We start from the raw sequence: 25,987 nt of genomic DNA on the forward strand, positions 1-25,987 counted from the left end.
ACCGCCGAAGCCGAGAAGCCGACCGAAGCCGTGAGGGCGAAGCGCAGGCCCAGGGGGCGCGACGAGCGCGGGCCGCTCGCCTCCATCGCCCTGCACCTGACGCTGCTGCTCGCCAGTGCCGTCGCCGTGGGGCCTCCGCTGTGGCTCCTGGTCACCTCGTTCAAGCCGGAGAGCGAGGCCTTCTCCACCGACCTGGTGAAGGACTTCACCTTCGGCAACTACGACCACGTCCTGAACGACACCGAGTTCCCGAGCTGGCTGCTCAACTCCCTGATCGTGGTGGGCCTGACCACGGTGATCGGCGTCTTCATCGCCGCCACCACCGGCTACGCGGTGAGCCGCTTCAAGTTCCCCGGCATGCGGCCGCTGATGTGGCTGCTCCTGATCACCCAGATGTTCCCGGTCGCGGTGCTGATCGTGCCGCTGTACAACCTCCTGGCCAACCTGGGCCTGCTCAACCAGCCCATCGGCCTCGTCGTCACGTACCTGACGATCGCCGTGCCGTTCTGCGCCTGGATGATGAAGGGGTACTTCGACACCATCCCCGTCGAGATCGACGAGGCGGGCCGGGTGGACGGGCTCAACCCCTTCGGCACCTTCTGGCGGCTCATCGTGCCGCTCGCCAAGCCGGGCCTGGCCGTCACCGGGTTCTACAGCTTCATCACCGGCTGGGCCGAGGTCGCCTACGCCTCCGCCTTCATGACCGGCGAGGAGAACCTCACGCTCGCCGGCGGACTGCAGACCTTCGTCAACCAGTACACCAGCGACTGGGGTTCGCTCACGGCCGCCGCCGTCATCGTCGCGGTGCCCGCCGCGATCATCTTCGGCTTCGCCCAGCGCCACCTCGTATCCGGCCTGACCGCGGGCGCGACGAAGTCCTGAGGCGTTCCGCCGCCCCCACCACACTCGATCTCCAGGGAAGACATGACCCAGCACCTCGCTGCCCCTGCCGCCCCCACCACCCGGACGCACCAGGACTGGTGGCGCGGCGCGGTGATCTACCAGGTGTATCCGCGCAGCTTCGCCGACGGCAACGGCGACGGCATGGGCGACCTGGCGGGCATCCGCAGCCGGCTGCCGTACCTCAGGGACCTCGGCGTCGACGCCGTCTGGCTCAGCCCGTTCTACGCGTCCCCGCAGGCCGACGCGGGCTACGACGTCGCCGACTACCGGGCCATCGACCCCATGTTCGGCAGCCTCCTGGACGCCGACGCGGTCATCCGCGACGCCCACGAGCTGGGCCTGCGCATCATCGTGGACCTGGTGCCCAACCACTCATCCGACCGCCACGACTGGTTCCGGCGCGCGCTGGACGAGGGGCCCCGATCCCCGCTGCGCGAGCGCTACCACTTCCGCCCCGGCAAGGGCGCCGACGGTCAACTCCCGCCCAACGACTGGGAGTCCATCTTCGGCGGGCCCGCCTGGACCCGGGTGCCCGACGGCGAGTGGTACCTGCACCTCTTCGCGCCCGAGCAGCCCGACTTCAACTGGGAACACCCCGCCGTCAGGGACGAGTTCCGCTCCATCCTGCGCTTCTGGCTCGACATGGGCGTCGACGGCTTCCGCGTCGACGTGGCGCACGGGCTGGTCAAGGAGGCCGGGCTGCCCGACATCGGCGGCCGCGACCAGCTCAAGCTGCTCGGCAACGACGTCATGCCGTTCTTCGACCAGGACGGCGTGCACGAGATCTACCGCAGCTGGCGGCAGGTGCTCGAGGAGTACGCGGGAAGCGCATCAGGGCCCGAAGGGCCCTCCTCGGAAGGGCGGCGGTGGGAGACGGGTGGGCGGATCCTCGTCGCCGAGGCGTGGACCCCGACCGTCGAGCGCTCCGCCCACTACGTGCGGCCCGACGAGATGCACCAGGCCTTCAACTTCCAGTACCTCGGCACCTCGTGGGACGCCGCCGAGCTGCGCCAGGTCATCGACGTGTCGCTGGCCGCGATGCGTCCCGTGGGCGCGCCCGCCACCTGGGTGCTCTCCAACCACGACGTGACCCGGCACGCCACGCGCCTCGCCAACCCGCCGGGCCTCGGCACCCAGCTGCGGACCGCGGGCGACCGCGCCCTCGGCCTGCGCAGGGCCCGCGCCGCGACCCTGCTGATGCTCGCCCTGCCCGGCTCCGCCTACCTCTACCAGGGCGAGGAGCTCGGCCTGCCCGACGTCACGGACCTGCCCGACGAGGCGCGCCAGGACCCGTCGTTCCACCGCGCCGAGGGGCAGGACGGGTTCCGGGACGGCTGCCGGGTGCCCATTCCGTGGACCGTCGAGGGGCCCTCGTACGGCTTCGGGCCGGGCGGCAGCTGGCTGCCGCAGCCCGCCGACTGGGGCAAGCTGAGCGTGCAGGCGCAGACCGGCGACCCGGGCTCGACCCTGGAGCTGTACCGCAGTGCGCTCGCCGTGCGCCGCGCGGAGCCCGGACTCGGCGCGGGCGGGGCGATCGAGTGGCTCGACGCCCCCGAGGGCGTGCTCGCGTTCGCCCGGCCCGGCTTCGTGTGCACCGTCAACACCACCGCCGAAGCCGTACGCATTCCGGCCCCCGGCCGTGTCCTGCTCGCCGTCGAGGAGCCCGAGGTCGTCGACGGGAGCGTGCGGCTGCCCGCCGACACCACCGTCTGGTGGGCGGTGTGACGCTGCCCTCCGTGCCGCGGGACGCCCACCGGGGCGCCCCGCGGCTCCTGGACCTCGCGGCTCAGGCCGGCGTCAGCGAGGCCACCGCGAGCCGGGTGCTCAACGGCAGGACGGGGGTGGCGGCGGACACCCGGCGCCGGGTGCTTGCCGCCCTCGACGTCCTCGGTTACGAGCGCCCCACCCGGCTGAAGCGGCGCAGCGCCGGTCTGGTCGGCCTGGTCATCCCCGAGCTCACCAACCCGATCTTCCCGGCCTTCGCGCAGGTCATCGAGCAGGTCCTCGCCGGGCACGGCTACACCCCGATGCTCTGTACGCAGATGCCCGGCGGCGCCACCGAGGACGAGCTGGTCGAGCAGCTGGAGGACCGCGGCGTCAGCGGGATCATCTTCCTCTCGGGGCTGCACGCCGACCTGACGGCCGACACCGCGCGCTACCGCGAACTGGCCCACCGCAACGTGCCGTTCGTCCTCGTCAACGGCTACAACGAGGGCATCCCCGGCTCCTTCGTGTCGCCCGACGACCGCTCGGCCGTGCGGATGGCGGTGCGCCACCTCGTCGACCTGGGACACGAGCGGATCGGCCTGGCCATCGGCCCCACCCGGTACGTTCCCTCGCTGCGCAAGGCGGAGGGGTTCGCGGCGGCGCTGCACAGCATGCTCGGCGTGCCGCCCCGGGAGGCCGAACGGCTGGTGCGGCGCACCCTGTTCACGGTCGAGGGCGGGCAGGCCGCGGCCGGCGCCCTGCTCGACCTGGGGTGCACGGCGATGGTCTGCGGCAGCGACCTGATGGCGCTCGGCGCCGTCAGGACCGTGCGCGAGCGCGGCCTCACCGTGCCCGGCGACGTCTCCGTGGTCGGTTTCGACGACTCCCAGCTCATCGCCTTCACCGACCCGCCGCTGACCACGGTCCGCCAGCCGGTGCAGGCGATGGCGACCGCCGCGGTGGGCGCCCTCCTGGAGGAGATCGACGGAAATCCCGTGCAGCGCACGGAGTTCGTCTTCCAGCCCGAGCTGGTCGTGCGGGGTTCCACCGGGGTGTGTCCGCAGGGTTGACCCCGTGCCGGGGGCGCCATACGGTCCAACCCGCAACAACTTGTGCTGACTTGCAGCAAGAAGTTGCCGCAGGTTCCCCCAACGCGCAGGAGGTACCCATGACCGGCCGGATCAGCAGACGCCGCAGGCCCATCGCGGCCGCGCTCGCCCTCCTTGCGGGGGCGGCGGGCGGCCTCGTCGCCGGAGCCCCCGCCGCCCAGGCCGCGCCGCCCGGCGCCAAGGACGTCACCGCCGTCCTCTTCGAGTGGAACTTCGCCTCGGTGGCCAGGGCCTGCACGGACCGCCTCGGCCCGGACGGCTACGGATACGTGCAGGTGTCACCGCCCCAGGAGCGGCTTCAGGGCAACGCCTGGTGGGCCGCCTACCAGCCGGTCAGCTACAGGATCGGCTCCCGGCTCGGTGACCGGGCCGCCTTCAAGGCCATGGTCGACACCTGCCACTCCGCCGGGGTGAAGGTCGTCGCCGACGCGGTGATCAACCACATGACCAACGCCTCCGGCACCGGCTCGGCGGGCTCCGCCTTCTCCAAGTACGACTACCCGGGCACGTACTCGGCCGCCGACATGGACGACTGCAAGGCCGCCATCAGCGACTACCGGGACCGCTGGAACGTACAGCACTGCGAACTGGGCGGCCTGGCCGACCTCGACACCGGCGAGGAGTACGTGCGCGGCCGCATCGCCACGTACATGAACGACCTCCTCTCGCTCGGCGTGGACGGCTTCCGTGTCGACGCGGCCAAGCACATACCGGTCGAGGACCTGAAAAACATCAAGTCGAGGCTGAGCAACCCGGGCGTGTACTGGAAGCAGGAGACCCTGTACGGCGCGGGCGAGGCGGTCTCCCCGAGCGAGTACACCGGCACCGGTGACCCCCAGGAGTTCCGCTACGCCTGGGACCTCAAGCGCGTCTTCAACGACGAGAAGCTCTCCTACCTGAAGAACTTCGGCGAGGGCTGGGGCTATCTGCCGAGCGGCACGGCCTCGGTGTTCGTCACCAACCACGACACCGAGCGCCACGGCCAGACCCTCAGCTACAAGGACGGCGCCAACTACACCCTCGCGCACGTCTTCATGCTGGCCTGGCCCTACGGTTCCCCCGACGTCCACTCCGGCTACGAGTTCAGCGACACCGACGCCGGGTCGCCGCGCGGCGGGCAGGTGAAGGCCTGTTACAGCGACGGCTGGAAGTGCCAGCACGCCTGGCCGGAGATCCGCGGCATGGTCAAGTTCCGCAACACCGCGCGCGGTTCGTCGGTCACCGACTGGTGGGACAACGGCAACGACGCCATCGCCTTCGGCCGCGGCGACAAGGCGTACGCCGTCATCAACCATGAGGGCGCCGCCGTCGCGCGGACCTTCCAGACCTCCCTGGCGGGCGGCACGTACTGCGACGTTCAGAGCGGCAGGAAGGTCACCGTGGACGGCTCGGGCCGGTTCACCGCCTCCGTCGCCCCGAACACCGCGCTCGCTTTGCACACCGGGGCCAGGAACTGCTGACCGGCCCCTCGGCCCGGCCGCCCGGCCCCTCCGTATCCCCGCAGCCGGGCGGCCGCACCCCTTCCCCGCACCCCTCGCCTCCCCGCAAGGAGAACTCTCCGTGACCGGCTCCCCGCGCCGCACCGCCGTGACCGTGGCCCTCGCCCTGCTCGCCGCCACCGCGCCGGCGACCGTGACGGCGGCGGCCGCGCCGCTCGCCGCGCCGGCGCCGTCCGCCTCGGCCGAGCCCGCCGACGGCCTGGACCTCTCGACGTCGCGGGCCCAGTGGATCGACCGGTCCACCCTCGCCTGGGACATCGGCACGGGCACCGCCCACGAACTCCGTTACGCACCCCACGGCGGCCTCACGATCAAGGACGGCGGCCTCCACGGCGCCGCCCACCGGATCCGCCTCAGCCGGGCGGGCGGCGGCCTCACCGACGCCCAGAAGGCCAAGTACCCGCACCTCAAGGACTACGCCGCCTTCACCGTCGACCCCCGGGACCGCGCCCGCGTCCGCTCCGCCCTCACCGGCCAACTCGTCGCCACCGCACGCTCCGCCGACGGCACCCTGCGCGCCGCCACCGGCGTCCAGACCCAGGGCGTCCTCGACGACCTGTACGCGAGCGCGGCCGCCGGGGCGGCCCTCGGCCCCCGCTTCCCCCACGGCCGCCCGGCCCTCTCCGTATGGGCCCCCACCGCGCAGCGGGTCTCCCTGGACATCGGCGGACGCCTGGTTGCGATGCGCCGCGACTCCGCCTCGGGCGTCTGGTCGGCGAGCGGGCCCCGGAGCTGGTCGGGCAAGGCCTACCGCTACGTCGTGAAGGTCTGGGCGCCGAGCGTCGGGAAGGTCGTCACCAACAAGGTCACCGACCCCTACTCGACCGCCCTCACCGCCGACTCCGCGCGCAGCCTCGCCGTCGACCTCGACGATCCGGACCTCGCGCCCGATGGCTGGGCCACGCTCCGCAAGCCGAAGGCGGTCCCGCTGCGCGACGCGCAGATCCAGGAGCTGCACATCCGCGACTTCTCCGTCGAGGACCGCACGTCGGGACATCCCGGTCAGTACCTGGCCTTCACGGACGAGAAGTCCGACGGGATGCGGCACCTGCGCCGCCTCGCCCGCGCCGGGACGTCGTACGTGCACCTGCTGCCCGCCTTCGACTTCGGCACCGTCCCCGAGCGCCCCTCCGGGCGGTCCGCCCCCGACTGCGACCTGCCGTCGTACGCCCCCGACTCCGACGAACAGCAGGCGTGCGTCTCCAGGAGCGCCGCGCGGGACGCGTACAACTGGGGCTACGACCCGCTGCACTACACCGTCCCCGAGGGCTCGTACGCCAGCGACGCCGACGGCACCCGCCGCACGGTCGAGTTCCGCAGGATGGTGCAGGGCCTGAACGGCTCGGGCCTGCGCACGGTGATGGACGTCGTCTACAACCACACCGTGGCGAGCGGTCAGGCCGACCAGTCCGTCCTCGACAAGATCGTGCCCGGCTACTACCAGCGCCTCGCGGCCGACGGCACGGTGACGACCTCCACCTGCTGCGCCAACACGGCTCCCGAGAACGCCATGATGGGCAAGCTCGTCGTCGACTCGATCGTCACCTGGGCCAGGCAGTACAAGGTCGACGGCTTCCGCTTCGACCTGATGGGACACCACCCCAAGGCCAACATCCTGGCCGTCCGCAAGGCCCTCGACGCGCTGACCGTGGCGGAGGACGGCGTCGACGGGAAGAGCATCGTCCTGTACGGCGAGGGGTGGAACTTCGGGGAGGTCGCCGACGACGCCCGCTTCGTCCAGGCCACCCAGCGCAACATGGCGGGCACCGGCGTCGCGACCTTCTCCGACCGGTCCCGCGACGCGCTGCGCGGCGGCGGGCCCTTCGACGGCGACCCGGGTGTGCAGGGCTTCGCGAGCGGCCTGTACACCGACCCCAACGCGTCGGAGGCGAACGGCACTCCGGCCGAGCAGAAGGCCCGCCTCCTCCACTACCAGGACCTCATCAAGGTCGGCCTCTCGGGCCACCTCGCGGGCTTCCGCTTCACCGACTCGGCGGGCCGCAGGGTCAACGGCTCCGAGGTCGACTACAACGGAGCCCCCGCCGGATACGCGGCCGCTCCGGGCGACGCCGTCTCCTACGCGGACGCGCACGACAACGAATCGCTGTACGACGCGCTCGCCTTCAAGCTGCCCCGGGGCACGACGGCGGCCGACCGCGCCCGCATGCAGGTCCTCGCGATGGCGACCGCCTCCCTCGCCCAGGGCCCGGCGCTCTCCCAGGCCGGCACGGACCTGCTGCGCTCGAAGTCCCTCGACCGCAACTCGTTCGACAGCGGCGACTGGTTCAACGCCATCCACTGGAACTGCCGGGCGGGCAACGGGTTCGGCCGCGGCCTGCCACCGGCCGTCGACAACAGGGACAAGTGGTCTTACGCCAAGCCCCTGTTGGCCGCCTGGCGGACGCTGACCCCCGGCTGCGCGGAGATCGACGGCGCGTCGGCCGCGTACCGGGACCTGCTGAGGATACGGACGACCGAGCCCGCCTTCTCCCTCGCCACGGCCGGGCAGGTCCAGTCGGCCCTCTCCTTCCCGCTGTCCGGCACCGCGGCCGAGACGCCCGGCGTCATCACCATGAAGCTGGGTGACCTGGTGGTCGTGTTCAACGCGACCCCGCGGGAGCAGCGGCAGCGCGTCGCCTCCGCCGAGGCGACGCGCTATGCCCTGCACAGGGTGCAGGCTTCCGGCGCCGACCGGGCCGTCAAGTCGGCGTCCTACGAGCGGAGTTCGGGCACCTTCGCCGTCCCCGCGCGGACGGTCGCCGTCTTCGAGGTCAGCCGGTGAGCCGCTTGAAGTTGTCCCCGAAGGTCCAGCCCTTCGACCCGTCCCAGTTGATGGACCAGGTCATCAGGCCCTTCAGGGCGCCGCTGTAGCGGTTCCAGGCCTGGGACACCAGGCTCGGGGACATGTAGCCGCCGCCGGCGCCCGGTTGGGCGGGGAGGCCGGGGACCTGCTTGTCGTAGGGGACCTTGACGGTGGTGCCCTGGATGACCAGGCCCTTGTTGAGGCAGTCGGTCTGGGCGGTGAAGCCCTGGACCGTGCCCGCGGAGTAGGAGTCGCCGGAGCAGCCGTACATGCTGCCGTTGTAGTACTGCATGTTGAGCCACCACAGGCGGCCGTTGTCGGCGTACTTCTTGACGATGGGCAGGTAGGCGCCCCAGATCGAGCCGTACGTGACGCTGCCGCCGGTGACGTACGCCGTCTCGGGGGCCATCGTGAGGCCGAAGCCGGCCGGCATCTTCGCCAGCACGCCGTCGATGATGCGGATGAGGTTGGACTGCGAGGCGGAGAGCTGGTTGATGTTGCCGCTGCCCACGAGTCCGGTCTCGATGTCGATGTCGATGCCGTCGAAGTTGTACTTCTTCAGGATCGGCACGATCGTCTCGACGAAGCGGTCGGCGACGCTGCTGGAATTCAGGTCGATCCCGGCCGCCGCGCCACCGATGGACATGAGGATGGTGGCACCGTCCGCCTTGGCCTGGCACATCTCGGCGGGGGTGGCGACCTTCACCGTCGCGTCCATCCCGTCCTCCCACAGGACCGTGCCGTCCGAGCGGATCACGGGGAACGCCGCGTTGATCACGTTGTAGCCGTGCTGCTTGATGCGGCTGTCGGTGATGGGGGTCCAGCCGAAGGGCGGGTGCACGCCGTTGGAGGCGCCGTCCCAGTTCTCCCAGTACCCCTGGAGCACCTTCCCCGCGGGCTTCGGCTTGGTCGCGCAGGTGTCCCCGGCGGGCGCGGCGGGGGCCGCGGCGGCGGCCGGTAGTTGTGCGACACAGGCCAGCGCGATGGCCGACCCCAGCAGGCGTAACGTCCGACCGAACACGCGGGGCTCCTTGGCTGCGAGGGGGGAGGAGGAGACGTGCGTGGTGCGAGGCGTCACGCTAGGCAGGTCCGGACCAGCCGTCAATAGGTCTGTACCAAAGGAGGGGTGGAGGCGTGGTGGTGCGCGGGTGCCGCCCCGGAGCCCTCAGCCGTCCACCGGGAGTCCCTCCGGTTCCTTGATCCGCTTCATGATGATCTGGGAGTTGACCTCGGTGACCCCCGCCAGCGCCGTGAGCCGCTCGATCCAGAGGCGCTCGTACGCGGCGAGGTCCGCGACGGCGATCCGCAGCAGGCAGCCGGGGCTCCCGAACAGGCGATACGCCTCGATGACGTCCGGGATGTCCTTCAGCGCGGCCTCGAACGCCTCGACCGTCTCGCGGTCGCGCCGCACCTCGATGGAGACAAGGACCTCGAACCCGCGGCCGACGGCTTCCGGGTCGACGACCGCGCGGTACCCCTGGATCACGCCGTCCAGTTCCAGCTGGCGGACCCGGCGCATGCAGGGCGACGGGCTGAGGCCGACCCGCGCGGCCAGTTCCTGGTTGGTCAGTCGGCCGTCGTTCTGCAGTTCGCGCAAGATATTGCGGTCGATCTCGTCCATGGCGCAATTATCCCCTACTTATATTGCAAGTGAGCCGGATCTTGGCAAACACATTGCGTAATGTTCGATCTATCCTTGCGCCCGGACCGTCCGCCACTCGGGGGGCTCGTGGTCCACAGGATTCCTGGGAGGTACGCAGACGTGGAAGCACAGGCGCGACGGGTCGTCGTCATCAGCACCGGCGGGACGATCGCGAGCCGCTGGCAGGGGACCGGCTTCGCCGCCGACGCCCCCGGCCGCGAGGTGCTCGCCACGGCCTCGATACCCCACGGCATAGCCTCCGAGGTCATCGACCTCTTCAACGTGAACAGCCCGCGCCTCACCTCCGCCCAGCAGCTCACCCTGCTGCGCACCGTGCACGAGGTGTTCGCCGACCCCGGCGTCGACGGCATCGTCGTCACCCACGGCACGGACACCCTCGAAGAGTCCGCCTACCTGCTCGACCTGCACCACGACGACCCCCGCCCGGTCGTCTTCACCGGCGCCCAGAAGCCGCTCGGCGCCGAGGACGGCGACGGACCCGGCAACCTCTACGACGCGCTGCTCACCGCCGCCACCGTGCGGGACCTCGGCGTCCTGGTCGTCTTCGACGGCAAGGTGCACGCCGCGCGCGGCACCGTGAAGACCCAGACCCTCGCCGCCGACGCCTTCGCGGACCCGTCGGGCCCGCCCGTCGGCAAGGTCGGCTTCGGCAAGGTCTCGATACTGCACCGCCCGGCGCGGCCCGAGCCGCTGCCCCTGCCCGCGGCCGTCCCGACCGGATCCCTGCCGCGCATCGACATGGTCATGCACCACGTCGACGCCGACCCGCTGTTCCTGGAGACCGCGGTCGAGGCGGGCGCCGAGGGCATCGTGCTCGTCGCCACCGGCGCGGGCAACGCGACCCCCGAGTTCGTCGCCGCCGTCACCGCCGCCATAGAGCGCGGCGTCGTGGTCGCCCTCACCACCCGCGTCCAGGGCGGCCCCGTCACCGAGATCTACACGCACGGCGGCGCCGTCGACCTCTCGGCCGCGGGCGCGGTCCTCACCGGCACGTTGCGCGCGGGACAGGCGCGTACGGCGCTGCTCGCCGCGCTGCTCTCGGCCGGCGACCCGGGCGTGCGCACGGCTCGGCTGCGCCGCATCGTCGGTGAATCGGCACCTGCGGTCACGGACGACGCCACGGGCCAGGCCGCCTGAGCCGCCGCCTCGCAGGACCGATGAGACTGCTGCGGGCCGGTTGTGGCCGGCCGCGCAGTTCCCCGCGCCCCTGACGGGGCGCCCCGCGCCGGAAGAGAACAGCACCACACCATGAGCAGCCCCACCCCCACCCCCGCCCCTGCCCTCCGCCGTGAGCACGACCTGCTCGGCGACCGCGACGTCCCCGCCGACGCCTACTGGGGCATCCACTCCCTGCGCGCCACGGAGAACTTCCCCATCACGGGCATCCCGATCTCCGTGTACCCCCAGCTGATCAACGCGCTCGCCGCCGTCAAGGAGGCCGCCGCCCGCGCCAACGAGGAGCTGGGGCTGCTCCCGAAGGCCAAGGCCGACGCGATCGCCGCGGCCTGCCGGGAGATCCGCGAGGGGCGCCTGCACGACCAGTTCGTCGTCGACGTCATCCAGGGCGGTGCGGGCACCTCCACCAACATGAACGCCAACGAGGTCGTCGCCAACCGGGCGCTGGAGCTCCTCGGCCACCCCAAGGGCGCGTACGAGCACCTGCACCCCAACGAGGACGTCAACCTCAGCCAGTCCACCAACGACGTCTACCCGACCGCCGTGAAGGTCGCGACGATCAGCGCGGTGCACGGGCTGCTGCGCGCGATGTCGTCCGTGCAGGACGCGTTCGCGGCGAAGGCGCTGGAGTTCCGTGACGTCCTGAAGATGGGGCGTACGCAGCTCCAGGACGCGGTGCCGATGACGCTCGGCCAGGAGTTCTCCGCGTACGCGGTGATGCTCGACGAGGACCGCATGCGGCTGGCCGAGGCCGTCGAGCTGATCCACGAGATCAACCTCGGCGCCACCGCCATCGGCACGGGCCTCAACGCCCCCGCCGGATACGCGGAGACGGCCCGCCGTCACCTCGCCGAGATCACCGGCATGCCCCTGGTGACCGCCGCCAACCTCGTCGAGGCGACGCAGGACTGCGGCGCGTTCGTGCATCTGTCCGGCGTCCTGAAGCGGATCGCGGTCAAGCTCTCCAAGAGCTGCAACGACTTGCGGCTTCTTTCGTCGGGGCCGCGTGCGGGGCTCAACGAGATCAACCTGCCGCCGGTGCAGGCCGGTTCGAGCATCATGCCGGGCAAGGTCAACCCGGTCATTCCCGAGGTCGTCAACCAGGTGGCCTTCGAGGTGATCGGCAACGACGTCACCATCACGATGGCCGCGGAGGCGGGGCAGCTGCAGCTCAACGCCTTCGAGCCGATCATCCTGCACTCGCTGGCCAAGAGCATCACCTCGCTGCGCGCGGCCTGCGGGACGCTCGCCACGCGGTGCGTGGCGGGCATCACCGCCAACACGAAGGTGCTGCGCCACTCCGTGGAGACGTCCATCGGCCTGGTCACCGCGCTCAACCCGCACATCGGCTACACCGCGGCCACGGAGATCGCGCAGGAGGCGCTCAGTACGGGGCGTGGCGTCGCCGAACTCGTCCTGGAGAAGGGGTTGTTGCCGCCGGAGCGGCTGGCCGAGCTGCTCACTCCCGAGCGGGTGGCCGGCGCCGCCTGAGCGGGCCCTCTGGGGCGGGTTTTCCCCGCGCTCCTACCGGGACGCCAGGATGTCCAGGGCGGCCTGGGCCGTGAACTCGGCCTGGCCGCCGCGGAAGAGCAGGTCCGCCTGCGCGAACGACGGGTCGTCGGCGTGCGCCGCCACGTAGGGGATCGCCACACAGCGCATTCCGGCCGCGTGCGCCGCCATCGCCCCCGGCGCCGCGTCCTCGAAGACGACGCAGTCCGCGGGCTCCGCGCCGAGCAGGGCGGCCGCCGCGAGGAACACGTCCGGCGCGGGCTTGCCGCGCGGGACCTCCTCGGCGGAGACGAACGTGGTCAGTCGGTCGGCGAGGCCCGTGCCGTCCAGGACGGCGTCTATGGCCGCGCGGGAGGACCCGGACGCGACCGCCATCGGCACGCCCGCGTCGTGGAGCCGCTCGACGAGCCCCCGCATCTCCGGGTAGACGGGGGTCGCCGCGCGGGCCAGCGCCAGGTAGCGGCGGTCGAGGTCGGCGAGGAGCTCGGTCACCGGCGCCTCGATCCCGTACTCCCGCTTCCACTGCGCGAGCGTCTCGTGGGAGCTGATGCCGACGTACCGCTCGTTGTCGGCCCAGGTGTACTCCCGGCCCGTGAAGTCCGCGAGCAGGGCCCGCGAGGCTTCGTAGTAGTTGGGCTCGCTGTCCACGAGGGTGCCGTCGAGGTCGAAGACGACCGAGGTCGTGCCGAAGGTGCTCATGATCTCCAGCATGCCAAACGGCCTGGTCATCCCGGTCCCGCGGCCGACCTGCCCACCGACTCGACCAGCGGGAGGAGCCGGTGCGGCACCCGCTCCCGCAGCGCCATCTCGGTCCGGGTGCGCACCACGCCCGGCAGGTTGATCAGCTGCTGGACGACGTCTTCGAGGTGCCCGTTGTCCCGGGCCGCGACCCGGGTCAGCAGATCGCCGCCGCCCGTGATCGAGTGCGCCTCGATGATCTCGGGCACGGCGGCCAGCGCGTTCCCCACCTCGTCCAGGTGCCCCTGCGTGACCTCGATGTGCACGAACGCGAGCACGGGGTGACCGAGCGCCGCGGGGGAGAGGAACGGCCCCGTACCCGTGATCACGCCGTCGCGCTCCATGCGGTCGAGCCGGGCCTGCAGCGTGCCACGGGCGATACCGAGCACGCGCGCGTACTCGCGCAGACTGGTGCGCGGCTGCTCAAGGAGCAGCCGAAGGATGCGGGTGTCGAGTGCGTCGACGGTCATGGCGCGAGGTTCTCCCAGGTGAGCGGGGCCGATCGCAGGCGACTGTAGCCGCTGCCCCCACCCGCGCGGCTGCGCCGTCCCGGGCACCGCGGAGTTCGCCTTCGACGTGCCGCGCGGCCACCTGGACACGGTTGATCTCGAGGTCAGGCCGCAGTTCGATCTCGACGGGCGGCACTGGGTCGGTGAGGTCAGGGATGCGGTGGTCGCGCGGCCGGGGAGGTGACACAGGCCCCGAGGTGGCTACTTCGGGGTGGTCCAGAGTTGGCGCTTGTACGTGTTCGCCGAGTGCAGTTGGACCTTCGTGCCGTTGGCGGTGGAGCCGCCCGTCACGTCGAGGACCTTGCCGGACGCGACGTGCACGATCTGGCCCTTCGCGTTCACCGACCAGCGCTGGGACGCGCCGCCGGTGCAGTCGGAAAGGGTGATCCTGTTGCCGTTGGTGCCGCGGTTGCGGTCGTTGTCCAGGCACTTGCCGAGCGCCCGGAACGCGCCGTCCTTCTGCAGGATCCACGACTGCGCCACGCCGCCGTTGCAGGCGTAGAGCTGGATCTGCGTGCCGTTGGCCGCCTTGCCGCCCTTGACGTCGAGGCACTTGCGGCCGATGCCGGTCACCTTGCCCTGCGGGGGAAGCGCCGCGCCGCCGCCGCGCGCCAGGTGGCGCAGACCCTGCATGTCGAACTGCTGGACATAGGTGCCCGCGCGCTTGTCCTGGTAGGCGGTGGTGGGCGTGCACATCACCGGGAACTCGCCGGAGTCGGTGCCCTTGACGCAGTCGCCGCGCGTCGCGCTGCGGTTGGCGTGCGTGAGGCCCATCGTGTGCCCGAGCTCGTGGCTGATGTGGTTGCGCATGTACGTCTCGCCCATGGAGGGCGCCGGCCTGCCGTCGGCGGTGAAGAACTCGTCGTCGATGTACGCGTGCCCGCTGGTCACCGTGTCCGCGACGGACGAGGAGAAGAAGCCGCAGCTCAGGTTCTTGCTGCCGGAACCGTCACGGACCACCTTCCAGCCGGTGGAGCCGCCGTCCGCGGGCGGGATGCACGGCCGCTTCAGGAGTCCGACGACGATCTCGCCCCTGGGCCTCGTGTAGTCCCAGCCGACCGGGTGCGTGTCGACGGCGATGGGCAGGTTCGTCACGCGCCGCAGGTCCGCCGCCGACCGCTTCACATAGGGGGCCAGCCAGTCCGCGGCCCTCTTGTCGTAGAACTTGATGGTGTAGCCGGTGCCGAGGTACTTGGACTGGCCGCCCGACTTCCACCCCACGCCGTGCGGGGGAGCGGCGGCGGCCCGCCGCGACGAGGCCGCGGAGGGCGCGGCGGGAGCCGTCCCGAGGTTCATGACCCCGTTCCGGAACGCCGTGCCGTCCGCGCCGGAGGAGCCGAAGTCATCCGTCTCGGTGTGGCCCGCGGCCGCGTACGTGGTCCGCGGGTCCTTGTCGCCGGAGCCCGAACCGGAACCGGAGCCGGAACCGGGGCCCGTGCTCGTGCCGAACGCGGCGGGCGACAGCTGTGCCCCTGCCGCGACGGCGGCCACCGCACCCACCGCCGCCATGACGATGCGGCGCTTGCGCGCGCCGCGCTTGCGTATGGAACTCAAGTCCCCGTTGTCCTCTCACTGAACAGCGATGTGCCGAACAGATGATAGGTGTGAAGTGCCGTGGCTGTTGCGCCAGTTGGGGTGCGGCAGGGGCGGCGGCCGGTTCAGCCCGCCGACCGTTGCGCCGTGGAACCGCGAACGACGAGCTCGGGCTCGAAGAGCAGCTCGCCGGGGTGGGCCTGGTTGCCTTGGATCTGCGCGCACAGCAGGTCGACCGCCGCGCGGCCCATCGCCTCGATGGGCTGGCGCACCGTCGACAGGGGCGGCTCCGTGCAGGTCATGAAGGCCGAGTCGTCGTACCCGACGACCGAGACGTCGGTGGGGACGGAGAGCCCCCGGCGGCGGGCCGCCCTGATGGCTCCCAGCGCGAGCGGGTCGCTGCCGCAGACGATGCCGGTGACGCCGCGCCCCAGCAGACGGGTGGCGGCCGCTTGGCCGCCCTCCAGCGAGAAGATCGACCGTTCCACGAACGCGTCGGCCAGCTCCGTGCCCGCCGCCCGCGCGACGAGCCGGGCCGCTTCGAGCTTGCGATGGGAGGGCACGTGGTCGGACGGGCCGAGCAGCAGGCCGATCCGCTCGTGTCCGAGCGAGGCGAGATGGCGCCAGGCCTGCTCGACGGCGACGGCGTCGTCGCACGCGACGCAGGGAAAGTCGAGGCCCTCGATCGACGCGTTGATGAGGACGACCGGGATCTTCCGCTCCGCGAGCTGGTGGTAGTGGTCGTGCGGGGCGTCGGTCTCGGCGAAGAAGCCCCCCGCGAACACGACGCCGGAGACCTGCTGCTGGAGCAGGAGCTCCACGTAGTCCGCCTCGGAGACCCCACCCCTGGTCTGCGTGCAGAGCACGGGCGTGAGCCCCTGCTGGGCGAGGGCACCGCCGATGACCTCGGCGAGCGCCGGGAAGATGGGGTTCTGCAGCTCCGGCAGGACGAGGCCGACGAGCCGGGCGCGCTCCCCGCGCAGCTGCGTCGGCCGCTCGTAACCGAGGACGTCAAGCGCCGTCAGTACGGACTGTCGTGTCGCTGCGGAGACACCGGGCTTGTCGTTGAGGACACGGCTGACCGTGGCCTCGCTCACCCCCACCTTCTTCGCAACTTGAGCAAGTCGTCGCGTCATCGCGCAACCATATAGCAAGCAGCGCAAGCGAGTTACTGTCCTGTGCGCCACTTTCTTCAGTGAGTTGTTGAGGTGTTGCAGGCAGGGAAGGGAAGGCCGGAGGGCCCCGGCCGCCCGCGTCCCGGACGGCCGAGGCCCGCCGCTCCCTTCCGTGCCGGTCAGGGCTCGATGTTCAGCTTGAAGGTGGAGGTGGTGTTCTTGATGTCCTGTGCGTTGCCGTTCAACTTCAGGTTGTGGATGGTGGCTTCGCCCACCGCGGGCCCCTGTCCGGCCTCGGGCATCTCATTGGCCCAGACGCCGAAGCCCGACTTGTGGTCGAAGGCGTCACCGCTCTTGCGTGCGCCCGTGATGGTGATGTCCCGCAGGACCGTGTCCTTGACGGGGAACTGCGGTTGCCCGCCCACGTAGTTCGTCTGGAACATGATCCCGTGGTACGTGGGGTCCGTGATGTCGACGTTGTTGATGCGGATCCCCTGGAAGACCTTCGAGGCGGAGAACAGCCAGATCCCCGGGAAGGTCTGGCCGTTCCAGAAGTGGCCGCCCGCCCGCTCGATGGAGACGTTCTCGAAGGTCGTGGGTTCGGTGCCGAAGCCGTTCATCGGGTAGCCGAAGTCCAGGGAGCTGATCGTGATCCCGGAGTAGACCAGGGTGTCGGCGATGCGGATGTTGCGGAAGGTGTTGTTGTAGCCGCCGTAGACGGCGACGCCCGCCGCGCGCCAGGTCAGCAGCGAGGTCAGGTTCTCGTAGACGTTGTTCTTCATGTCCGCGCCACCGGCGTCGATGGCCGAGAACAGGGCGAAGCTGTCGTCGCCCGTCGCGCGGGCCTCGTTGTTCGCGACGAGGTTGTCCGTGCTGCCGTTGGTCATGTTGATGCCGTCGGCGAACATGTCGCGGATCCGTGAGTTCTTGATGGTCATGCGGTCCGTGTTGGCGCCCCAGTACAGGCACACCATGTGTTCGTTCCAGATGTCGTCGATGGTGATGTCGGATACGTTCTGGAAGTCGAACACCTTGCCCGGACCGTCGATGCGCGACGTGTAGTTGCCGAAGTAGGCGAAGCCCGAGAAGGACGAGCCCTTCGCGCCCGCGTCGGCGCGGAACCCGATGTCGGTGTTCTGCTGGGCGGCCGGTGCGTGGAAGCGGGTGTACCAGGGCCCGGCGCCCACCACCTGCACGGCCTTGCCGTACACCTGGAACTTGCTGCTCGTCTCGTAGTCGCCGGGCGGCAGGTACACGCCGGTCAGCTTTCCGGTCGTGTCCATCCGGACCTTGTCGAGGGCGTTCTGCACGTCCTGGTGCGCGAACCCGGCGGGGACGACGTACGCGCCCGGGTCCGGGTTCGCCCTCGGCGCGGTCTTCTCCAGGTCGACGAAGTCGATCGCGTAGCGGGAGGTGTTGGCGCCGTCCTTCTGCAGCTTGATCCTGCTGCCGGCCGGCACCGTCTCGCCGAGCAGGAGGTGCGCCTCGTCGTAGATGTGGCGGGCCGGGCCGTCCCCGGGCGAGTTGCCGGGCGAGGCCTCCGCGCCGTACAGCCAGGCGTACTTGGAGGTGAGGTCGACGGCCTTGCGGAAGACCCCGTCGACGTACACGTTCAACGTCGCCTCGGTCCCTCCGCCGCCCGGCGCGTCCGGGATGGAGAAGCGGGTGACCAGGGTGTTCGTGGGCCGGTCGGCCGTGAACTCCACCGAGGACCCGGTCGAGTCGAGCGTGACGGCCCTGCGGCCCGAGGCCTCGCCCGCCAGGTCGCCGATGGTGCGGTTGGGCCCGACGACCTTCGCGCCGCCTGCGAGCACTCCGTCCTCCGCCTCGTACGTGTCGTACGGCATGGCGGCGCCGCGGCCGACGAACAGCGGCCGGGTGCTGGTGTTGTTCTCGCGCTTGGCCGGGACCTCGTTGGCGTCGTCGGCGAGGACGACCTCGACCGTGTAGCGGCCGTTGGCGGCCGTCCACGCGCCGAGCCTGACCGGGGCCGTGGTGTCGCCCGCGCCGATCACCCCGTCGTACGTACCGGTCAGGGCCTTGACCGTCTCGCCCTTGGCGTTCCGCAGGGTCAGCGCGATGCCGTGGGCGCCGGACGCGGAGTCCTGCGTGCCCTGATTCTTGATCGCGACGCTGAAGGCGGCCTCCTTGCCGGCCGCGGGCGCGCTCGGCGTCCAGCTCACCTGCGACGCGACCAGGTCGGAGCTGCGCACCGGCTCGACGGTCAGCGGCGTCGGACTGGTGCGGGTGTTGTTCCCCTCGTCCTGCTCGATGACCTTGTCCGCCTCGTCGACGGTCGCGGCGAACGCGTACGAACCCGCGTCGCGCGCCGGGACCTTGACGCTCACGGTCGCCGAATCGCCCGCGCCGAGGGCGCCGACCGGCGCCGTGCCGGCCTTGTCGCCGCCGAGCCGGAACGTGACGTCACTGGCGGCGGACGCCTCCCTGCCACCGTTGTGCACGGTCGCGCCGAGGGTGAGCTCGTCGGACTCGTCCGGGGCTTCGGGGGCGTACGTCAGCTTGCTGACCTCCAGGTCGGGGTTGGGCGCGGGGGTGCCCATGACCTGGAACTCGGCGACCTGCCCGGCCGTCGCCCCGCTGTTCGCGGTGAACTTCAGGCGGACGTCGGCGACGCGCGCGGAGAGCGGGACGGTGACGGTGTTCTGGTTGCCGGAGGGGCTGAAGGAGTACCCCTCGGCCTCCTTGAGCGTGGTGAACTCCGTGGCGTTCTGCTTGCGGCCGAGGACCTCCACCGTCTGGGTGCGCGGGCCCCAGGCGGGGTCGGGACTGAGCTTCACCACGACCGCGTCGACGTCAGCGTCGGCGCGCAGCTTCACGGTCAGCGTGTTCGGGTAACTGCCCGCGGCGCCCTCCCAATACGTGGACGCCTGCCCGTCGTTGGCGTTCTCCGCGACATAGGTGTGGATCACCGAGGACGCGGTGATCGGCTTGCCCTCGGCCAGGTTCGAGCCGGCGCCCGCCCCGGGGCGGGTCACGGTGTTGCTGAAGGCCGAGACGTTCCCCGCCGCGTCGCGGGCGCGCACCGCGTACGAGACCGTGTCACCGGCCGCCCGCTGATCGGTGTACGTCGTGACGTCACCGCCCACGGTCTTGAGCGGCTTGCCGTCGGCGTAGACGTCGTACGCCGTGACCTTCACGTTGTCCGTGGAAGAGCCCCAGACCAGTTTGACCTCGCCGCCGGAAGGCTGCGTGAAGGCGAGGTTCGAGGGCGCGGTGGGGGCCTGCGTGTCGCCCGAACTCCCCTTGCGCACGACGGAGTTGCTGTTCGGCGAGGCGTTGCCCGCCGCGTCGCGGGCCCGGACGTAGTAGGTGACGGTGGCGCTCGCGGGCTGCGTGTCCGTGTACGTGCGCGCGTCACCGGCGACGCTGGTGCGCAGCTCCCCGTCGGCGTACACGTCGTAGGCGGCCACGCCCTTGTCGTCGGTGGCCGCGTCCCAGGCGAGCCTGGGCCGGCCGGGGTCGGTCTCGGTGAGGGTGAGGTTCTCGGGCGCGGTGGGTGCCTGGGTGTCGCCGGTCGTCGGGCCGTAGATCTCCAGCTCGGACAGCTGCCCTGCGCTGCGGGCGGTGTTGGCGCTGATCAGGACGCGCACGTACCGCGTGGTGGCGGTGTCGAAGGACAGCGTGGCGGAGTGGTCCGTCGCGTCGCTGAAGGCATGGTCCTTCGTGGCGGTCAGGTCGGTGAAGTCCGTGCCGTTGTCGCTGCCCTGGAGCTTCAGGGTCTGGCTGCGGGTGTTCCAGCCGACGGGCACGCGCAGGACGACCTGGTTGACGCGGGACGAGGCGCCGAGGTCGGCCTGGATCCACTGCGGCAGCTTGCCGTTCTCGCTCTCCCAGTAGGTGTCACGATTGCCGTCGTTGGCGCGCGCGGCGACGTAGTCCTCGGTGTGGCCGGAGGCCTTGAGGGTCCTGCCCAGCGCCAGGTTCCGCGAGGCGTCCTCCGCCGCGTGCACCCGCAGGCCGGAGAGCTGCGCCGCGGGCCAGCCGGTGTTGGCGGTGATGTGCAGACGGACGAAGCGGGTCTGCGCGGCGGGGAAGCGGACCGTCACCGCGTTGCCGTCGCCGGGCGCGAAGGAGTGGGATGCCGACGCGGCGAGCGTGCTGAATCCGGTGCCGTCCGGGCTGCCCTGGACCGCGAGCGTCTGCCTGCGGGCCTCCCAGGACGGAGGCAGTTCGAGGACCACCTCGTCGACGCGAGCGGTGCGGCCGAGGTCCACCTGTACCCACTGCGGCAGGTCGCTGCCCGAACTCTCCCAGTAGGTGGCCGAGTTGCCGTCGGTGATGTTCGCCGCCCCGTAAGCGTCCTTGCTGCTGCTCGCCTTGGCGGGCTTGCCCGCGGCCAGGTCGGGGCCGCCCGCCGCGGTGGCGGTCAGCGCGGGGAGGCCAAGGAGGAGCAGGGTGGCGGCGAGGGCGGCGGCGAAGGACCGCCATCTCCGGCTGATCGGCCGTTCCCGTCGGGATCTTCGTGTCGGCGTCCTGCCCTGAGCGGGCCTGCTGCGGCTCATGGGTCTCACCACTCCCTCACGTGGGTCTGCGCGCAAGATTTGGCGCGGTGAAGTTGGAGAGTTGCAGAGAACTGTCAATCTGGCCACAGCGGAAGCGGAAGTTGTGACCGTGTGATTCCGGCCCTTCCTGGCCCGCGCCGAACGGTGAACTGGCCTTGCTGGCAAGGGTGATCAGGTTTTTGCAATGTATGCGCGAGATATTGTGTTGGTCTGTCGCCGGTGGTTGAGTGTGCGCCGCACCCGACAGCCACAGCACCGCGGCGGACCGGCCGTGCCCGTCAGGGTCGCCCACGCGCCGCCGGCCCGGCGCGCCTTCGCGCCGTGGAGCACGACCCGGAGGGGGTCTCCCGATGTCATCCATGAGCAGCCGAACGCTCGCACTCGCCACCGTCACCGTTCTCGCGCTGGTCGCCACGTCCGCCTGCGGCACCAGCAGCGACGAATCCGACGCGGACTCGGGAGGCAGGGTCAAACTCGACGTCAACGGGCAGCCGCCCAAGACCCAGGCCTTCGAGCGCACGCTCTTCGACCGGCACGTGGCGCGGTTCGAGAAGGCCAACCCGGACATCGACGTCGTGCCGCACGAGGGCTTCATGGACCCGAAGACCTTCAACGCGAAACTGGCGGGCGGCAAGCTGGAGGACGTCTTCTACGTCTACTTCACCGACACCCGGCCCCTCATCGAGAAGAAGCAGGTCGCGGACATCAGCGACGCCGTCGAGGACATGCCGCGCCGCGGCGACATCCAGGACCCGCTGATGAAGATCTTCCAGGACGAGCAGGGCCACCAGTACGGCCTGCCGACGTCGAACTACTCGATGGGCCTCGTCTACAACCGCGCCCTCTTCGAGAAGGCTGGCCTCGACCCCGACAAGCCGCCGAAGACCTGGGCCGACGTCCGCAGGGCGGCCAGGAGCATCGCGGGTCTCGGCGACGACAACGTCGGCTACGCGGACTTCTCCAAGAACAACCAGGGCGGCTGGCACTTCACCGCGGAGCTCTACTCCCGCGGCGGCCGTATCGCCCGGGAGAGCGGCGGCGGCTGGAAGGCGGCGTTCAACTCGGCCGAGGGCAGGGCGACCCTCCAGGACCTGCACGACATGCGCTGGAAGGACGGTTCGATGGGCAGCAAGCAGCTGCTCCAGGTCGAGGACGTCCAGCGGATGATGGGGTCGGGCAAGCTCGGCATGTACGTCTCGGCGGCCGACAACATCACCGTCATCGCCAAGCAGTTCGGCGGGAAGTACGAGGACTACGCGCTCGCCCCGGTACCGGACGCGAAGGCCACGCTGCTCGGCGGCGAAGGCTACATGTTCAACGCCAAGGCGTCCCCCGCGAAGATCAAGGCCGGCGTCAAGTGGATCCAGTGGCGCTACCTCAACCCCGACCTCATCGAGAAGAACGTCGCGGACTACGCCGAGGCCAAGCTCCCCGTCGGCATCCCGATGCCCATGGTCCCCGACATTTTCAAGGGCTCCGTCCGCGACCGGATCGAGAAGGTCAAGCAGGACAGCGCCACCATGCCGACCGGCAACTACCAGGCCTTCATGGACGCCGCGCCGAAGATCCCCGGCGTGATCGAACCCCCCAGGGCCCAGGAGGTCTACGCGGTCCTCGACTCCGTGATGCAGGCCGTCCTCACCAAGAAGGACGCCGACATCGACGCCCTCCTCGACAGTGCCGAGGACAAGGTCGACGCGATCTACGACGCCTCCTGATGAGCATGTCGCTCAAGGCCCCGCCCCGGGACACGGCCGCGCCCGCGCCGCCACCCGCTCCCCGACGGCGGTTCGCCGCCCGGCGCCGCGCCCTGCGCGAACACCTCACGGCATACGGGTTCCTCAGCGCCGCCGTGGTCGTCTTCGCGCTGTTCTCGTGGTGGCCGATCGTCCGGAACGTGATCCTCGGCTTCCAGCACGTCAACTTCGCCACCGGGAACACCTGGGCGGGCTTCGCCAACTTCGAGAAGCTCTTCAACGACCCGCTGTTCCTCACCGCCTGGAAGAACACCGGCCTGTTCACCCTGTACGCCCTGCTGCTCGGCTTCGCCGTGCCGTTCCTGACAGCGGTGCTCCTCAACGAGTTCCGGCACGCGCGGGCGTACTTCCGGGTCCTGGTCTACCTGCCGGTGATGCTGCCGCCCGTGGTCGTGGCCCTGATGTGGAAGTGGTTCTACGACCCGGGACCCGGACTGCTCAACGAGATCCTGCGCACGCTGCACCTGCCGACCTCGGCCTGGCTGGACTCCTCGTCCACCTCACTGATCTCCCTGGTCATCGTCTCGACCTGGGCGAACATGGGCACCACGACCCTCATCTACCTCGCCGCCCTGCAGACCATCCCCGGCGAGCTGTACGAGGCGGCCGAGCTGGACGGCGCCGACGTATGGCAGCGCCTGCGCCACGTCACCGTCCCGCAGACCCGCTTCGTGCTCCTCGTCCTGCTGCTGCTCCAGATCGTCGCGACCATGCAGGTGTTCACCGAGCCGTACGTGATGACCGGCGGCGGGCCCGAGGACTCCACGGTGACGGTGATGTTCCTGGTCTACCGGTACGCCTTCGTCTACAACGACTTCGGCACCGCCAGCGCGCTCAGCCTGCTCCTCCTGCTCGTCCTGGCCGCCTTCTCCGCCCTCTACCTGCGGGTCACCCGCGCCGCCAAGGAGTGACCGGATGTCCGCCTCGATGCGCACGCTCGTACGCCCCGCCGTCCTGCGGACCCGCAAGGGGCGACTCGTCTACTGGTCGCTCCTCGCCGTCACCCTCGTCCTGTTCACGCTGGCCTTCGCCGTACCGCTCTACTGGGCGGCGACCGGCGCCATGAAGTCCTCCACGGAACTGGCGCAGTCCCCGCCCACGTACGTACCGGAGTCCTGGCACCCGGAGAACTACGCCAAGGCGTGGCGGGAGATGGACCTGGCGGACTACTTCCTGAACACCGTCGTCCTGGCGGGCGGGGCCTGGCTGGTGCAACTGGCGGTGCAGGTGCCCGCCGCGTACGCGCTCTCGAAGCTGCGCCCCCGGTTCGGGAAAGCGGTGCTCGCACTGATGCTGCTGACCCTGATGATGCCCGCCACCGCGCTCCTCGTGCCGGTCTACCTCACCGTCGTCGACGTCCCCCTGTTCCACCGCAACCTGATCAACAGCCCGAGCGCGGTCTGGCTCCCGGCCGCCGCCAACGCGTTCAACATCTACCTCCTGAAGAACTTCTTCGACCGGATCCCCGACGAGATCCTCGACGCGGCGAAGATGGACGGCGCGGGCCCGCTGACGAGCATGTGGCGCGTGGTGCTCCCGCTGTCCCGGCCGATCCTCGCCGTCGTCTCCATCCTCTCCATCGTCACGGCCTGGAAGGACTTCCTCTGGCCGCTCCTCGTGCTGCCGGACCCCGCGGGGCAGCCGCTGAGCGTGTTCCTCCAGCGGGTGGCGTCGGACACGCCGCTCAACTCCCTGGTCGCGGGGCTCGTGCTGGCCTCCCTGCCGCTGGTCGCGCTCTTCCTCGTCTTCCAGCGCCAGATCATCGCGGGCCTGGGCGCCGGGAGCCTCAAGGGCTGAGCGGCGCCCGCCGCCTCCACCCCCGCCCACAGGCCCGTACGCGTCTCGTAGGAAAGGACACTCATTTGTCCAGCACGGAGTGGTGGCGCAGCGCTGCCATCTACCAGGTGTACGTCCGCTCCTTCGCCGACGGGAACGGCGACGGCACCGGTGATCTCGCCGGTGTCCGCGCCCGGCTGCCCTATCTGGCCGAACTGGGCGTGGACGCGCTGTGGTTCACGCCGTGGTACGTGTCGCCGCTCGCGGACGGCGGCTACGACGTCGCCGACTACCGCGCCGTCGACCCGGCCTTCGGCACCCTCGGCGAGGCCGAGAAGCTGATGACCGAGGCCCAGGAGCTGGGCCTGCGCTGCATCGTGGACATCGTCCCGAACCACGTCTCCGACCAGCACGCGTGGTTCAGGGCGGCCCTCGCGGCGGGCCCCGGCTCCCCGGAGCGGGAGCTGTTCCACTTCCGGCCGTACTCCGAGGAACCGCCCAACGACTGGGTCGGCGAGTTCGGCGGGGTGCCGTGGTCCCGCACCCCGGACGGTGAGTGGTACCTCCACCTCTTCGCGCCCGAGCAGCCCGACCTCAACTGGAACCACCCGAAGGTCCGCCGTGAGCACGAGGAGGTGCTGCGGTTCTGGTTCGAGCGCGGCGCCGCCGGCGTGCGGATCGACTCCGCGGCGCTCCTCGCCAAGGCCGACGGGCTGCCCCCGATGGACCCCGCCCGCCCGCACCCCTTCCACGACCGGCCCGAACTGCACGAGATCTACCGCTCCTGGCGGCGGATCGCCGACGCGTACGGCGCCGCGCTCATCGGCGAGATCTGGCTGCCGGACGCGGAGCGGTTCGCCCGCTACCTGCGCCCGGACGAGCTGCACACCGCGTTCAACTTCGACTTCCTCTCCCGCCCGTGGGACCCGGCGCAGCTGTGGGAGTCGATCGATCTCACCCTGACCACCCACGCCCCGGTCGGCGCCCCCGCCACCTGGGTCCTCGCCAATCACGACGTCACCCGGACGGTCACCCGCTACGGCCGGGCCGACGACACCGGCTTCGCCTTCGAACGCAAGCGCTTCGGCGTCCCCACCGATCTGGAGCTCGGCACCCGCAGGGCCAGGGCCGCGGCCCTGCTCACCCTGGCGCTGCCCGGCTCCGTCTACCTCTACCAGGGCGAGGAGCTGGGGCTGCCGGAGGTGGAGATCCCCCGGGAGCTCGTCCAGGACCCGATGCACGCGCGCTCCGGCGGGGTCGACCCGGGCAGGGACGGCTGCCGGGTGCCGTTGCCCTGGGACGGCGCCCCGGCCCCGAGCTGGCTTCCCGTGCCGCCCGACTGGGCCGGACGCGCCGCCGAACGGCAGGCACCGGACCCGGACTCGATGCTCTCCCTCTACCGGACGGCGCTGCGGCGAAGGCGTTCCCTGGGGGACGCCGGGCCGCTGCGCAGGCTCCGCACGGACGAGCGCGGGGTGCTCTGCTTCGCCCGTACCTGCGAGCCCGAAGGGAGCGACGGTGGTGCGGGCTCCACCTGGGTCACCCTGGTCAACTTCGGCCCGCACGACGTGGTGCTGCCGCCCGGCTCCGAACTGCTGCTGGCCAGCGGCCCCTTGACCGAGAAGGGGCTGCTCCCCGCCGACACCGCGGTCTGGCTGCGGTGCTGA

General features: G+C 70.9%; 16 protein-coding genes and 2 pseudogenes. 11 read left to right on the forward strand and 7 right to left on the reverse strand.

Annotated elements, in window-relative coordinates:
- Nucleotides 1-30 precede the first annotated feature (30 nt).
- The 5 genes and pseudogenes from ACZ69I_RS11375 to pulA form a co-directional block, all read left to right on the forward strand.
- Nucleotides 31-882, forward strand: coding sequence for a sugar ABC transporter permease (locus ACZ69I_RS11375; RefSeq protein WP_470832039.1), 852 nt, complete (start codon nt 31-33; stop codon nt 880-882).
- Between the two features lie 42 nt (nt 883-924).
- Complete coding sequence (locus ACZ69I_RS11380; RefSeq protein WP_470831690.1) at nt 925-2,628, forward strand: glycoside hydrolase family 13 protein; 1,704 nt, start codon at nt 925-927, stop codon at nt 2,626-2,628.
- Entirely contained in the window at nt 2,625-3,680 is a 1,056-nt protein-coding gene (locus ACZ69I_RS11385) for a LacI family DNA-binding transcriptional regulator (protein ID WP_470831692.1), read from the forward strand. The genes ACZ69I_RS11380 and ACZ69I_RS11385 overlap by 4 nt, the downstream gene beginning before the upstream one ends.
- Nucleotides 3,681-3,778: 98 nt before the next feature.
- A pseudogene (locus ACZ69I_RS11390) lies at nt 3,779-5,176 on the forward strand (alpha-amylase); the annotation flags it as partial.
- A 241-nt stretch (nt 5,177-5,417) separates the two neighbouring features.
- Nucleotides 5,418-8,000 (forward strand): annotated as a pseudogene (gene pulA, locus ACZ69I_RS11395) (pullulanase-type alpha-1,6-glucosidase); the annotation flags it as partial.
- Here pulA and ACZ69I_RS11400 read toward each other — a convergent pair.
- Complete coding sequence (locus ACZ69I_RS11400; protein ID WP_467676004.1) at nt 7,990-9,042, reverse strand: chitinase; 1,053 nt, start codon at nt 9,040-9,042, stop codon at nt 7,990-7,992. The pseudogene pulA and the gene ACZ69I_RS11400 sit on opposite strands and share 11 nt — an antisense overlap.
- A gap of 144 nt (nt 9,043-9,186) precedes the next feature.
- Complete coding sequence (locus tag ACZ69I_RS11405; RefSeq protein ID WP_470831693.1) at nt 9,187-9,642, reverse strand: Lrp/AsnC family transcriptional regulator; 456 nt, start codon at nt 9,640-9,642, stop codon at nt 9,187-9,189.
- Between the two features lie 141 nt (nt 9,643-9,783).
- Here ACZ69I_RS11405 and ACZ69I_RS11410 point away from each other — a divergent pair, with 141 nt between their 5' ends.
- Together ACZ69I_RS11410 and aspA are read left to right on the forward strand one after the other, a co-directional pair.
- Nucleotides 9,784-10,821, forward strand: a complete 1,038-nt coding sequence (locus ACZ69I_RS11410) for an asparaginase (RefSeq protein WP_467676000.1) — start codon at nt 9,784-9,786, stop codon at nt 10,819-10,821.
- Between the two features lie 111 nt (nt 10,822-10,932).
- Nucleotides 10,933-12,351 carry an aspartate ammonia-lyase gene (gene aspA / locus ACZ69I_RS11415; RefSeq protein WP_470831695.1) on the forward strand — a complete coding sequence of 473 codons (1,419 nt, stop codon included), beginning with the start codon at nt 10,933-10,935 and terminating at the stop codon, nt 12,349-12,351.
- Nucleotides 12,352-12,384: 33 nt separating this feature from the next.
- Here the strand turns inward: aspA and ACZ69I_RS11420 are convergent, their stop codons facing one another.
- The 5 genes from ACZ69I_RS11420 to ACZ69I_RS11440 form a co-directional block, all read right to left on the reverse strand.
- Nucleotides 12,385-13,068 (reverse strand): HAD family hydrolase, encoded by a 684-nt coding sequence (locus ACZ69I_RS11420; protein ID WP_470831696.1) that lies wholly within the window; start codon nt 13,066-13,068, stop codon nt 12,385-12,387.
- A gap of 26 nt (nt 13,069-13,094) precedes the next feature.
- Complete coding sequence (locus ACZ69I_RS11425) at nt 13,095-13,577, reverse strand: Lrp/AsnC family transcriptional regulator (protein ID WP_389718704.1); 483 nt, start codon at nt 13,575-13,577, stop codon at nt 13,095-13,097.
- 240 nt (nt 13,578-13,817) lie between these two features.
- Nucleotides 13,818-15,170, reverse strand: a complete 1,353-nt coding sequence (locus tag ACZ69I_RS11430) for a ricin-type beta-trefoil lectin domain protein (RefSeq protein WP_470831697.1) — start codon at nt 15,168-15,170, stop codon at nt 13,818-13,820.
- 104 nt (nt 15,171-15,274) lie between these two features.
- The gene (locus ACZ69I_RS11435; RefSeq protein ID WP_470831699.1) at nt 15,275-16,285 is read right to left on the reverse strand and encodes a LacI family DNA-binding transcriptional regulator; all 1,011 of its coding nucleotides are present in this window, start codon (nt 16,283-16,285) and stop codon (nt 15,275-15,277) included.
- Between the two features lie 158 nt (nt 16,286-16,443).
- Nucleotides 16,444-20,787, reverse strand: coding sequence for a discoidin domain-containing protein (locus tag ACZ69I_RS11440; RefSeq protein ID WP_470831701.1), 4,344 nt, complete (start codon nt 20,785-20,787; stop codon nt 16,444-16,446).
- 350 nt (nt 20,788-21,137) lie between these two features.
- Between ACZ69I_RS11440 and ACZ69I_RS11445 the strand changes: the two genes are divergently transcribed.
- From ACZ69I_RS11445 to ACZ69I_RS11460, 4 genes are all read left to right on the forward strand, one after another.
- Nucleotides 21,138-22,505, forward strand: coding sequence for an ABC transporter substrate-binding protein (locus tag ACZ69I_RS11445; protein WP_470831703.1), 1,368 nt, complete (start codon nt 21,138-21,140; stop codon nt 22,503-22,505).
- Complete coding sequence (locus tag ACZ69I_RS11450; protein ID WP_470831704.1) at nt 22,505-23,455, forward strand: carbohydrate ABC transporter permease; 951 nt, start codon at nt 22,505-22,507, stop codon at nt 23,453-23,455. Before ACZ69I_RS11445 ends, ACZ69I_RS11450 begins: the two co-directional genes overlap by 1 nt.
- A gap of 4 nt (nt 23,456-23,459) precedes the next feature.
- Nucleotides 23,460-24,341 carry a carbohydrate ABC transporter permease gene (locus ACZ69I_RS11455; RefSeq protein ID WP_470831705.1) on the forward strand — a complete coding sequence of 294 codons (882 nt, stop codon included), beginning with the start codon at nt 23,460-23,462 and terminating at the stop codon, nt 24,339-24,341.
- 65 nt (nt 24,342-24,406) lie between these two features.
- Nucleotides 24,407-25,987, forward strand: a complete 1,581-nt coding sequence (locus ACZ69I_RS11460; protein ID WP_470831706.1) for a glycoside hydrolase family 13 protein — start codon at nt 24,407-24,409, stop codon at nt 25,985-25,987.

Source organism: Streptomyces sp. NPDC036815 (genome assembly GCF_055609205.1).